Genomic DNA, 12,845 nt, shown 5'->3' with positions numbered 1-12,845 from the left:
ACGCTAGCGTAACCGATTTACCGGAATTGCTGCCGTTTTTAGAGCGCCCCCCTTCTGGCCGAACCGATATTAAACCTGCGTCGGACTCAACCAGCCTTGGCAAGTCGCGCGCTGCGCATCTGCCGCCGGCAGCTTGCCGCACACCGTATCGCGTTGTTGCCGCAAACGCCCCAGCACCGCCTGATGCTTGCCGTCGCCATTCCAGGCGTTGAGCTTTTTCCCGAGCCGCTCCAGCGCCGCACGGTTACGTTCGTAAAATGCATTCTGAGTACTGCCCAGTTCTTGCAACAGGGTATGCGCGACCTTTTCTATGCGCCCTTCGTCTTGCGGCGTCAGCTCCAGCAAGCCGGACAAATACGCCACGCCCCATTGCAAGCGCGTCGCCGGCCCTTGCGCCGCCTGATAGGCTTGCTCGTACCAGTTGATGGCGACGGTTTTATCGCCGCGCTTCTTGGCGTTCGAAGCCAGGCTGAGCATGAAATAGTAAGGCGCATGCGAGCGCTTCAGCTCGGCCTTAAGCAAGCTATCCGAATCGTCCAGCAAACCGGCGTCGCTCAAGGCATGCGCGCCGGCATTGATCACCGACTGCCGCTCATAGGCATCGGTAGTGGCACTGTCCGCTTGCGCCACTCTTAGCCGCACGTCTTTAATCAAGGCCGGCGCCAGCGCACCGTCCGGAGTATCGATACGCGCTAGCGCTACCTGCGCCGCCAGCGCCGACAAGCGATCGGTCTTGGATAAAGTGCGGTCGCCGGATAAACGCTGCATGGCGAGATTCCAGGCCGCAATCAGCTTGGCGCGGGCCGGCGATTTCGGCAAGGTCGCAAGTTGCACCAGGTCCGCCGGATAGTTGGTCAAGATATCCATGTTCTCGCGCGCGGTATGCACATCCGTCACCGCTTTCGTCAGTTGCGCCGCCGCTGCCGTCTGGTCGACAGCAGCGCCCGCCTTGGCCGCAGCGGCCGCCACCAGCGCGCTCAAGGCCAGGCGATTAGCGCTATCGCCGGCTGGAGCAGCTGCCGCCAGGCGTTTCAACGCAGACGGCAATTCCTTGCTGCCGACCAGTTGCTGTTCATCGGTATCCCATGAGTAGTACGCCAGCAAACGCCATTCGTCGGCCGTCAGCCTGGCGCCGGCTAGCGCTGCCTGCAAAGTCTGCTTGACCGGGCGGTTGGCGCTGATGCCGAGCGTCAGCGTCTGCAGATAACGGTCGGCGTCGACCTCGCCTGGCAGACGGGTGATTTCAGTGCCGTCCGGCTTGAACAAGATCATGGTCGGATAGCCGCGCACCTTGAAACGTTCGCCGAGTTTTTGCGCACCGGCACTATCGCCGTCGATATGCACCGGCACAAAAAAACGCGAACGCTCGATAAATCCTTGCCGGTTAAAGATGGTGGCCTTGACTTGATTGCAAGGCGGACACCAACTCGCGCCCCAATACAGGAACAGGGGCTTGTTATGCGCTTTGGCAAAGGCGAAGGCGGCGTCGACATCGCCGTCATACCAGTTGATACCCTCGGCCGCCGTGGTCGCTGCGGCGGCTGCGGGCTTGGCGTCGGCAGGCACAGCGGCGCACGTCACCGTGGCCAACGTAGCAGTCATGACGGCGACAGCGGATAAAATTTTCATCTTGCATCCATATGAACGGTTGAAGCCGCAGCGGCCTAATAGCGGGCTAAATCCAGCTGCGGCAATGAAAATATCTTCTACGAACCAAAGTGATAATTGAATTCCAGCCATCCCTGACGGCCATAGGGATTGTAGTTACCCACAGGATAATACGGCCAACCGGCGGTATTGTCTTGCTTCACCGAATTGAACACATTATTAACGATCAGCGCCACCGATGCCCGTGGATTGATCTGATAACTGGCGCTCAGGTTAACCAACGCAAAGGGCGAGATGCGGCGGGTCTGATCGGAGCTGGGCAAGCTGCCGTAGCGCGTGACTTGCACCGTGCTGGTCCACTTGTCGCGCAACCAGGTCACGCTGGCGTTGACCTTGGAACCCCAGTCCGGATTGGTCAGCGCATTCAACAGATCCTGATCCGGATCGCTGGCAAACTGCCGGTAGTGATGGCTGAGCACCTTGGTGTAATTCGCCTTCAGCAGGAAATCGCCAACGTCGCCTGCCTTGACGCGCCACTTGCCGCTGACATCGAGACCGCTAGTACGCTCTTGCGCGGCATTGATCGGATTCACCAGGATTTCCTGGATGGCGTTCGGATTGAGCGGCGCATTGGCCGGGTTGCGCTGCACCCGCGCCAGCGCATCGACGCAGGTCGGCGAATTGATGTCGAGCTGGCCGGCGCGGCAATTGGCTTCATTGTGCAAAATGATATCGGGGTCGAGATTGGTGACCAGGTTGTCGATCTGGATCCGCCAGAAATCGGCCGATATATCAAAATTGGAACTGGGCGACCACACCACGCCATAACTCCAGGACTTGCCGTTTTCGGCTTTCAGATCCTTGCTGCCGGTCTGGATATAGTTCGCGCCCGGCGAATAATTATTGAACTCACAGCCGGCCAAAGCCTGCCCTGCCTGCTGGCAGCGGTAATAATCGGTGGTCGCAGCATAGTAGCCGCGGGTGGTGGTCGAATAGATGTAGTTCATGTCAGGTGCGCGGAAACTGGTTGCATAGTTACCCCGCAACAGCAAGGTCTTGGCAGGACGGAATTCGAGCCCGGTGTTATAGGTGAATTTGCCGTCGTTGCGGCCGGCAAAGCTGTACTCGTCGTAACGGCCGGCGACGGTGGCGGTCAATTGCTTGACGATCGGGATATTCAATTCCGCGCCCAGGGCGTAGCGCTTGCGCGAACCGCTGGCGCCTTCGGCCGCTGCCTGGTTGAAGAATACGCCTTGGTTATATTGCGGATCCGGGGTGTTGCTGAAACCCTGGCTGCCGAATTCAGTCACCGCCGCCAGACGCACCGGCCCGGCCGGCAAATTAAACAGTTCGCCGTTAGCGCTCAGGCTCAAGGTCTGGGTCCAGGATTTATTGCGGCTGGTCGCTTCGCCGGTGATGGAGTTGAACTGATCCGGCGTCAGAGGCTGGTACAGTTTTTTCGGATCCGGTGCGTAGATGGCGATACCGTCGGCATCATAGCCAAGCCGCGGACCGAGGAAAAAGCTATCGACATTCTTCAGCAGCAAAGGCGTGGTTCTGCGGCTGGTATAGGCGGAGATATTGTAAGCCGTCTCATAATTCCAGCTGCTGGTCGATGGGATATCACCGCGTATGCCTACCGTCAGATTAGCCGCGACGTCATGCCATTTGCTGTTGTAACGCGTCGCTCCGCCGATTTCTTCGGGCGAAATTCGGCGTGCCCAGCTCTCGTTGACGCCGCTATTTTGATTATAGAAATAACTGCCGTTGGCGGCCTCGGAGGTCCAGTTTGGGCCGCGCGTATTATTTTCCGTAGAATTAAATCCCAGCATCAGATCGCTGAACAATTCGGTCTTGCTGCTCAGTTGATAACGCAAGCTGCCGAACAGATTTTCGCTCTCGTTCTGGGTCATGATGGTCCAGTAGGCGGGGCGCGCCTTGCCGCTGCCGCAATACACGCCTTTTTTCACCTGCGTCCTAACCACGCTGTCATAGAACAGGTCGCCGAGCTGACCACAAGTATCTGCGCCCGGATCGATGTATTTATTGCGGTCGACATTGAGCCGCGAAAATACCGCAGTCGGCGCCGTGCCGTCGGATGAAACCGATGACATGAAATCGCGCTGGCGGGCCCAGATCGGCTGGGTCCGGCTCAGTTCTATGCCAAACACTCCGCTCAAATCGCCGCTGCTGCCGCCGCCGGTGAATTGGATCCGCTGGTTGGCGCCACCGCCGTCCTGGCTGCCGCCGGCCTTGATGTTGAGGTCGAAACCGCTGACCTTCTTTTTAGTAATGATGTTGACCACGCCGGCAATCGCGTCCGATCCATACACCGCCGAGGCGCCGCTGTTCAATATCTCAATCCGCTCCACCAGCGCCGACGGGATATTCGCCAGGTTGACGAAATTGACTGAGCCTTCATAGGCCACCGGATAGTCGGCAATCCGCCTGCCGTTGAGCAGGATCAGCGTGTGATTCGGGCCGAGGCCGCGCAAGCTGATGGTGTTCGCCGCGGGCGTGAAGGTGTTGCCGTAGTCGGCGCCCTGGGTCATGCCGGTATTCTGGGTCTGCGCACTAAGGGCCTCGAACACGTTGCGATAGCCCTGCTTTTCGATATCCTCGCCGGTGATCACCGTGACGCTGGTTGGCCCTTCCTTGCTGGCGCGGGGAATCCGCGAACCGGTGACTACGACCGCTTTAGTGTCGCTGGCTGCCGCGTTGTCTTCTGCGGCCTGGGCATAAGTTAGTTGATGAAAATTCGGGATTGCATAAGCAATCAATACAGACAGCGCAGTCTGCGCCGGCAGGTTTTTAAATCTCAACATGTATGGCCATTCCTTCGCATATATTCTTTTGTAAAGAACTGTGTCGCTCTTTAATGGGGATCGAGAATATAGTAGACGGGTGGCAATACAAACTGACAGTTTTACATATCTATATGCGTTATGTGGAAAACACTTTTCGCAAATTTGAATGCAGCGGCCACGCTCAAAGCATGCTTGCCCGGCTTGCTTTAGACTGGGTGTTTTTTCCGCACCTGGAAAATTTCCAGACAGACCGACACACAGGAGCTTTGATGACCGATCTTTCCCTTTTCCCCATCACCAGGAAATGGCCCGCCCGCCATCCCGAACGGATCCAGCTGTATTCCCTGCCGACTCCCAATGGCGTCAAGGTTTCGATCATGCTGGAAGAAACCGGCCTGCCTTACGAACCGCATCTGGTCAGTTTCGACAGCAACGACCAGACCTCGCCGGAGTTCCTCTCGCTCAATCCGAATAACAAGATCCCGGCCATCATCGATCCCAATGGCCCCGATGGCAAACCGCTGCCGCTGTTTGAATCCGGCGCGATCCTGATTTATCTGGCGGACAAAAGCGAGCGCTTCATGCCGCAGGATCGCGCTGGACGATATGAAACGATCCAGTGGCTGATGTTCCAGATGGGCGGCATCGGACCGATGTTCGGCCAGCTTGGATTCTTCAATAAATTCGCTGGCAAGGATTACGAAGACAAGCGCCCGCGCGACCGCTATGTGGCGGAATCGAAGCGCTTGCTGGCGGTGCTCAACCAACGGCTTGCGCAACGTCAATGGATCATGGGAGACACCTACACCATCGCCGACATCGCCACCTTCCCGTGGGTACGCAACCTGATCGGCTTCTACGAGGCTGGCGATCTGGTGGGCATCGCCGATTTCCCGCATGTCACGCGGGCTCTCGCTGCATTTCTTGCGCGGCCGGCAGTGGCCAAGGGTCTGACGATTCCGCAGCGCGGCTGAATTTCGGATAAGCCCGATAAGCCCGATATAAGCCCGATATAAGCCCGATATAAGCCGAATATAAGCCGAATATAAGCCGAATATAAGCCGGATCAAGCAGCGGCAAAGCCCCCGGCGGCTACTCAAGCCGGGGGCGGTGCGATAAAATTGCGCATCCCATTACACTTGGACCGCCATGCCATCGCGCCGAAAATTCCTACAAAAGAGTTTGTTCCTGACCGCCTCCGGACTCTTTTCCAGCCAGCTCCCGTTTGCAGCTCCGACAGCTTTCGCCAAGGAAGCATCCGCCACTCCTTCTGACACCCTGCCGGCAATGGATCCGCCGCCAGACATCTTTGACGCGCAACTGGTCGACCTGGAATTCTGGCTCAAGCCGCGCGTGATCGAGGTGACACGCCCCGCCAGCGGTGAGCGAGCGAAACTTCTATATTGGAAAGATGGGGAAGTTCAAGAGTCCGCCTATCAGCAGCTATGCCATCTGCTGCGCGATGTCCAGGGTAAGCAAACCGCGCCGATAGACCCCAAGCTGCTTGAAACCTTGTGGGGCACCCAGGCTTTTATTGCGCGCTACGGGATTGTCCAGCCGCTGGAAATCCTGTCAGGATTCCGTACCGCCTCAACCAATCAGCACCTGATCGAAACCGGGGTGCCGGCGGCGCGCAAATCATTGCACCTGGAAGGCCGCGCAGCCGACATCCGCCTCACGCAACTGGATGCCGACGTGCTGGGTGGCTTGATCCGCAGCTTCCGCCAAGGCGGAGTCGGCTTCTATTACCGCCCTGGGAAAAATGGCGGCTGGATTCACGCCGACACCGGATTGCAACGCACCTGGAAAGGGTGATTCGCCTTCAAATACGCTCGATGATCATGGCAATGCCTTGACCGCCACCAATGCACATGGTGATCAAGCCATAGCGTTTATTAGTGCGTATCAACTCATACAGGCATTTGATGGCGATGATGGCGCCGCTCGCCCCCAGCGGATGGCCGAGCGCAATGGCGCCGCCGTTGACATTGGTCCGCGCCGGATCAAGGCCCAGGCCTTTGCAGACACCCAGCGACTGCGCAGCGAAAGCCTCGTTGGATTCGATCACATCCAAATCGTCAAGACTGAGACCGGCGCGCTTCAAGGCCAGCTGCACCGCCGGAATCGGACCGGTTCCCATGATCGTCGGATCAACCCCGGCCACGCCGTAAGAAACCACCCGCGCCAATGGCGTCAAACCGGCGCGCGCCGCTGCATCAGCCGCCATCAAGACGCAAGCTGCCGCACCGTCGTTGATGCCGGAGGAATTACCGGCCGTAACCGTGCCGCCCTCTTTCTTGAACGCCGGTTTCAGCTTAGCCAGCGATTCCATGCTGGCGTCGGCTTTCGGATATTCGTCGGTGTCGAACAGTGCAACGCCTTTGCGCGTCTTGATTTCAACCGGCACGATTTGCGATTTGAAGTGACCGGCGGCGATGGCCGCAGTCGCACGTCTCTGGCTTTCCAACGCAAAGGCGTCCTGCTCTTCACGCGAGATGCCGTACTTCTCCGCCACGTTTTCAGCAGTGATGCCCATGTGGCCGGCGCCGAAAGGGTCGGACAAAGCGCCGACCATCATGTCGATCATCTTGATATCGCCCATGCGCGCGCCAAAGCGAGCGGCTTGCGTAGCGTACAGCGAACGGCTCATGCTTTCGACGCCGCCGCCGACTGCAATATCGGTCTCCTCCAGCTGGATGGCGTTGGCGGCAGTGATGATGGCTTGCAGGCCCGAGCCGCACAAGCGGTTAAGCGTCAGCGCCGTGGAATCCTTGCCCATGCCGGCATTCAGGCCGACCACGCGTGACACGTACATGTCGCGCGCTTCGGTGTGGATGACGTTGCCGAATATGATCTGACCGGCTTGGTTTGGCTCGACCTTGGCGCGCGCAAATGCTTCCTTGACCGCAATCGCGCCCAGCTCGCCTGGCGCGAAATCCTTCAATGCGCCGCCATATGCGCCAATCGCGGTACGGGCGGCGCCGACAATTACTACTTCTCTGATGTTAGCCATGTTTATCTCCTGGTTTGATTAATCACGTGATAGCAAAGCGTATGAGCGCCCCCGCAGTGGACTGGCAGCGCCGTTGAATGCAGACAATCATATTAGCGCAGACGCGCTCGCGGAGTTCATTCTAGAACTCATTTCCTTCAGACGTCGTCTGCTGACGGAATTCCTTAGGCGTCAAGCCCGTATGCCGCTTAAAGGTACGGCTGAAATAAGCCGGATCCTGAAAGCCAAGCTCGTAGGCAATGCTGGCTACTGCGGATGGCAGGTAAGTCAGTTTGCGCCTGGCTTCCAGCATCAACCGATGTTGCATCATGTCGAATGCCGATTTGCCGGTGAGCCTGATGCATAGGCGGTTCAGGCGGCTTTCGGTGACACGCAGCTGTTGCGCAAAACGGCCGACCTGCCATTGCTCGTTGTAATGTTCTTCCACCAACACCCGAAAGCGGCTGAACAATTCGAAATCGTGACGGCCGGTGCGGTCCGCCGAGCGCTGATCGGAATGCAGGCGCACCAGCAGCAGCAATACGCTGCGCGCCAGCCATTCCAACATCAGGGTATGCCCGGCGCGCGGCCAGGACGATTCGGTCAGCAATTGTTTTAGCAAGGCTTCGATGCGTTGCCGGCTTTCATCGACGGCAGTCAGATCTATCGCCAGCGGCTCGACGAAAATAGTTGAAAACAAGGCTGCATCAACGCCAGGTTTGTCGCCAAACAGCAAACTCTGGTCGACCGTCAAGACAAAACCTTGTGCTTCCTTTGAGAAATCGAAACCATGCACTACCGATGGGTGGATGGTGAGCGCCACCGGCCCCTCGCATTCCCAAAGTCCGGAGTCGATCTCGGCGCGGACATGGCCGCCGAACAGAAAGAGGATCTGAAACAAGCCGCGATGCGTGTGGCTTTGAATATGCCAGTCGTGCAGCCGGCTGCGTGTTTCTATCAACTCGATATGGACAAATTCGGCGTTCTCTGGCGCCGTGTTTTCTCCATATAAGGCAAATTGCGGGATCTCTCGTTTTATCGCTTTTTTGTTGACTTTCTTGATTGCATGCCGAGCGCTCATGGAGTGTTTCCTGAAACAAGTGACTGTCAAAATAGTACAAGTTATTCTGCGTTTCATCCATTTTTTACTGAAGCCGTCTGGACTAGCATCTATAGCCACCGGGGATATACAAACATCATTAAAAATGGAGAAGACAAATGCACACAATCAAAACCCAAGTAGCTATCGTCGGCGCCGGGCCGGCAGGTCTTTTGCTATCGCACCTGCTGCATCTGAACGGTATCGAATCTGTCCTGCTGGAAAGTCGCAGCCGCGCCGAGATCGAGGCCACTATCCGCGCCGGCGTGCTGGAACAGGGCACGATGGATATCTTGAACCAGAGCGGCGTCGGCGCCAGGATGCAGCGTGAGGGTGTAGTGCATCACGGTATTGAACTGGCTTTCGGCGGCCGCCGTCATCGCATCAATCTGACTGAACTTACCGGACGCTCGATTACTGTTTATGCGCAGCATGAAGTGATCAAGGACCTGGTTGCCGCACGCCTGGCCGCTGACGGAAAAATCCTATTCGAAGTGAGCGATGTCAGCCTGCACGATCTCCAGAGCACGGCGCCCTCAGTGCGTTATACGCATCTGGGTGAACCGGCTGTGTTGCAGGCCGATTTCGTGATTGGCTGCGATGGCTTTCATGGCATTTCGCGGCCCTGCATCCCCGAGAATCCGCGCCAGGATTTCCAGCGCAACTATCCATTCGGCTGGTTTGGCATTCTGGTCGAGGCGCCGCCTTCTTCGGATGAATTGATCTACGCCCAGCATCAACGCGGCTTCGCCCTGGTCAGCACCCGTTCGCCGACGGTGCAGCGCCTGTATTTCCAGTGCGATCCCAAGGACGATGTGAATAACTGGTCCGATGACCGCATCTGGTCGGAACTAAATACGCGCCTGACGTGTGAGGATGGCTGGGCGCTGAAAGAAGGAAAAATATTCCAGAAAAACATCATCGGCATGCGCAGTTTTGTCTCTACGCCGATGCAATACGGACGGCTGTTCCTGGCTGGCGACGCCGCCCATATCGTGCCGCCTACCGGCGCCAAAGGCTTGAATCTTGCCGTCTCGGACGTGCGCCTGCTGGCGCGTGGCTTTGAGCAATTCTATAAAAAGGGCCAGCAGGACTTGCTGGCCAGCTATACCGAAACGGCGCTCAAACGGGTCTGGCGCGCCGAGCATTTCTCCTGGTGGATGACCAGCATGCTGCACAATTTTTCGGATGCATCGCCGTTCCAGCAGCAGTTGCAGCGGGCTGAACTGGAATATGTGGTGGCTTCACGCGCCGCCGCCACAGCCTTGGCGGAAAACTACGTCGGCATGCAATTTTGACGACAGCCTGAATGTGTTTTTCAGAAAATAGAATCAATCTGCAATGTTGAAAACCATGTCCATTTGGGCGGTTATCGCACAATACGTGCGATAACCGCTTACTGCACGACATCAGCGTCTTGATACGGGCTAGTGCAAGCCCTAGTATTCAGCAAACCGGAAGCATGCAAAGATTTGCGCACAACACCAAAGAACGCTCGCCCGTGCTTTGGTGACTTAACTATAAAAATATAAAACCAGGAGACAATCCAATGCCTAGCACCATCCGTTCGCGGCGGCCGCGTGCCGTCCTTATCTTTCATGCCGTTTTTCATATTGATCGCAACCCCGCGCTGTTCCAGCCGTGCAGCGGGAGCCCAGCATGACGGCCAAACCCACCGTCGATGTACAGCAATTCATCGACGACAAACCGTTTTCTCTCTATCAATGGCTGATCCTGGGGCTGTGTTTCCTGATCATCGCGATTGACGGTTTCGACACCGCAATCATCGGCTTCCTGGCGCCCGCCTTGAGCCAGGAATGGGGCGTCGAAAAGGCGGCCCTGGTGCCGGTGCTGAGCGCTGCACTGGTCGGATTGGCGATCGGCGCGCTGCTGGCAGGGCCGCTGGCGGACCGCATCGGCCGCAAAAAAGTGCTGCTGGCGTCGGTCTTGCTGTTCGGTTTCTGGACGCTGATGTCTGCCTTCGCCGGCTCGATCCAGATCCTCACTGCCTTGCGTTTCCTGACCGGCCTCGGATTGGGCGCGGCGATGCCGAATGCGGTCACGCTGATGTCGGAATACGCCCCGCAACGCAAGCGCTCGATGATCGTCAATACCATGTTTTGCGGCTTCACCCTGGGTTCTGCGCTGGGCGGTTTTGTTGCGGCCTGGATGATTCCGCGTTACGGCTGGCACAGCATGTTCCTCGTCGGCGGCTGCTTGCCGCTGCTGCTGGCGTTGCTGTTGATCCAATTGCCGGAATCGCCACGTTTCATGGTGGTGCGGCGCTGGCCGGATAAAAAAATCGCCGAGGTATTGAACCGGATTGCTCCCGGCTCGATTAGCACGGAGGTGCGCTTTACCGTTCCCGAACTGGTTGCCCTGGCGGGAAAAACTGCGCTGGCGGTAATTTTTTCGGCGCGCTACCGGTTTGGCACACTGATGTTGTGGCTGACTTATTTCATGGGCTTGCTGATTTTTTATCTGCTGACCAGCTGGATGCCGACACTCATCAAGAACGCCGGGTTTTCATTGTCGCAGGCCAGCACCATCACCGCCCTGTTTCCCTTGGGCGGCGTGATCGGCACCTTGGCAGTCGGCTGGCTGATGGATCGCATGAGCGCGCATAAGGCGATTGCGATTACCTATGTGCTGACCGGGATTTTTGTGTACGCCATCGGCCGCGGCACCGGCGACGCCGTGCTGCTCGGCGGCTTGATGTTCATTGCCGGCTTGTGCATGAACGGCGCGCAATCTTCGATGCCGGCGCTGGCTGCCGGTTTTTATCCAACCCGGGGCCGCGCTACCGGCGTCGCCTGGATGCTCGGCATCGGCCGTCTCGGTGGCATTCTGGGCGCAACGATTGGCGGCCAGCTGCTGCAATTCGGCTGGAGCCTGAGCGCCATTTTCAGCCTGCTGGCGCTGCCGGCTTTCGTTGCCGCCGCCGCGCTGTTGTTCAAGCATCTCCATTTGAGATCGCACGGGCAGCTCAGCATGGCCGGCAGATGACCCACTGACCCGCTTCACGGAGCCGCGCCTTTTCATTCGCGAATGGCTGCAATGAGATAAGCCGGCTTCCTTTACCACCATGAAACCCCTGGCGGCGAAGATCACGCTTCGCTAAGGCCCGGTATTGCCCCTTTTTAAGCCGATTGATTGGCGGGACGCAGCATGCCCGTCAATTCGTGAAGCATTGCCGCAGCACCTGACTATAAAAATATCTGGAGACATATTTATGAAGAAATCACTTGTTATCTTGTCTGCTCTGGCTACCGTCGCCAGCGCAGCGCACGCGCAGAGCAGCAACGTCACTATCTACGGTATTGTCGACGCCTCCATCGAGTTCGCCAACAACGGCAAAGATAAATTGAACCGCGTGCAAAGCGGCAACCTGAGCCAGAGCCGGATCGGGTTTACCGGAACCGAAGATCTCGGCGGCGGCTTGAGAGCCTTGTTCACGCTTGAAAACGGTTTCAACGTCGACAATGGCTCCTTCGCCCAGAGCGGCTTGTTGTTCGGCCGCCAGGCTTTTGTCGGCCTGAGTTCTAGCGCAGGCGCCGTCACGCTGGGGCGTCAATATGAACCGCTGCATTCGATGCACACTAAATTCAGCACACACGCGGTCGGTTTCGGCGACGCGGCCGCCGCCTACGTGCCGGCGCTCGAAGATGTGCGGCTGGACAATTCGATCAAGTATGTCTCGCCAGTGTTCGCCGGCGTCACGCTGTCGCTGTTCTACGCATTCGGCGAAAATACAACGGTGCCGAACGTCAGCCAGTCCTACGGCAACCTGTTCAACATCCAGGCCAATTACGACAATGGCCCCTTGTCTGCCGCACTCAGCTACGCCTCCAAGAAAAAGACGCCTTCGGTTCCGGATAACCTGACCAAGAATCTGGCGGCGGCTGTGTCCTATGATTTTTCTTTCATGAAACCGTATCTGGTGCTGGAAACGGTACGCAACGATTTCAGCAGTGTGGCGATTCCCAACTACGATTTCTGGTCGGTGGCGCTGGATGTTCCACTGGGCGGCGGCAGAGTCAATTTCAGTTACGGTAGCCTGAAAAACAAAAGCGCCGCCAACGCCAATTCACGCAGTTATGGCCTGGTGTATGACTATGACCTGTCCAAGCGGACTACCTTGTACACCGGCTACTCGCGCGTCAATAACGATGCGAAAGCGAATTTTGGCGTAGGCTCGGCGAATGGCAGCGAAGTCGCCGCAGCCAATCCAGGCGCCGATCCGCGCGCCCTGGTGTTTGGCATGCGTCACAAGTTCTGACAGCAGGGTAAGCCGTCGCAGGCTACGGCCTGCCCGCCCCGTCACATGCGCCTGGAATGA

Annotated in this window: 9 protein-coding genes; 5 read left to right on the top strand and 4 right to left on the bottom strand. The window is 57.6% G+C overall.

The window, feature by feature from the left end; all coding sequences use genetic code 11:
* Positions 1–69: 69 nt before the first annotated feature.
* Both VNZ60_RS11975 and VNZ60_RS11970 read right to left on the bottom strand, forming a co-directional pair.
* Positions 70–1,629 carry a thioredoxin family protein gene (locus VNZ60_RS11975; protein ID WP_325659392.1) on the bottom strand — a complete coding sequence of 520 codons (1,560 nt, stop codon included), beginning with the start codon at positions 1,627–1,629 and terminating at the stop codon, positions 70–72.
* Between the two features lie 77 nt (positions 1,630–1,706).
* Positions 1,707–4,433, bottom strand: coding sequence for a TonB-dependent receptor (locus VNZ60_RS11970; RefSeq protein WP_325659390.1), 2,727 nt, complete (start codon positions 4,431–4,433; stop codon positions 1,707–1,709).
* 251 nt (positions 4,434–4,684) lie between these two features.
* Here VNZ60_RS11970 and VNZ60_RS11965 point away from each other — a divergent pair, with 251 nt between their 5' ends.
* Both VNZ60_RS11965 and VNZ60_RS11960 read left to right on the top strand, forming a co-directional pair.
* Complete coding sequence (locus tag VNZ60_RS11965; protein ID WP_325659388.1) at positions 4,685–5,389, top strand: glutathione S-transferase N-terminal domain-containing protein; 705 nt, start codon at positions 4,685–4,687, stop codon at positions 5,387–5,389.
* A 175-nt stretch (positions 5,390–5,564) separates the two neighbouring features.
* Positions 5,565–6,230 (top strand): YcbK family protein, encoded by a 666-nt coding sequence (locus VNZ60_RS11960; RefSeq protein ID WP_325659386.1) that lies wholly within the window; start codon positions 5,565–5,567, stop codon positions 6,228–6,230.
* A 7-nt stretch (positions 6,231–6,237) separates the two neighbouring features.
* On the opposite strand, the gene VNZ60_RS11955 is transcribed toward VNZ60_RS11960, so the two are convergent.
* Together VNZ60_RS11955 and VNZ60_RS11950 are read right to left on the bottom strand one after the other, a co-directional pair.
* On the bottom strand, positions 6,238–7,428 hold the full coding sequence (locus VNZ60_RS11955) for an acetyl-CoA C-acyltransferase family protein (RefSeq protein ID WP_325659384.1): 1,191 nt from the start codon (positions 7,426–7,428) through the stop codon (positions 6,238–6,240).
* Positions 7,429–7,549: 121 nt separating this feature from the next.
* Positions 7,550–8,488, bottom strand: coding sequence for a helix-turn-helix domain-containing protein (locus VNZ60_RS11950; RefSeq protein ID WP_325659381.1), 939 nt, complete (start codon positions 8,486–8,488; stop codon positions 7,550–7,552).
* A 146-nt stretch (positions 8,489–8,634) separates the two neighbouring features.
* Here VNZ60_RS11950 and VNZ60_RS11945 point away from each other — a divergent pair, with 146 nt between their 5' ends.
* The 3 genes from VNZ60_RS11945 (at position 8,635) to VNZ60_RS11935 (ending at position 12,785) form a co-directional block, all read left to right on the top strand.
* Positions 8,635–9,804, top strand: coding sequence for a 4-hydroxybenzoate 3-monooxygenase (locus VNZ60_RS11945; RefSeq protein WP_325659563.1), 1,170 nt, complete (start codon positions 8,635–8,637; stop codon positions 9,802–9,804).
* A 361-nt stretch (positions 9,805–10,165) separates the two neighbouring features.
* Positions 10,166–11,512, top strand: a complete 1,347-nt coding sequence (locus VNZ60_RS11940; protein WP_325659379.1) for an MFS transporter — start codon at positions 10,166–10,168, stop codon at positions 11,510–11,512.
* A gap of 226 nt (positions 11,513–11,738) precedes the next feature.
* Positions 11,739–12,785, top strand: a complete 1,047-nt coding sequence (locus VNZ60_RS11935) for a porin (protein ID WP_325659376.1) — start codon at positions 11,739–11,741, stop codon at positions 12,783–12,785.
* The last annotated feature ends 60 nt before the right edge of the window (positions 12,786–12,845 follow it).

This window comes from Collimonas sp. (assembly GCF_035566375.1).
Taxonomy (GTDB): Bacteria; Pseudomonadota; Gammaproteobacteria; order Burkholderiales; family Burkholderiaceae_D; genus Collimonas.
This window is presented reverse-complemented; position numbering and strand designations above follow the sequence as displayed.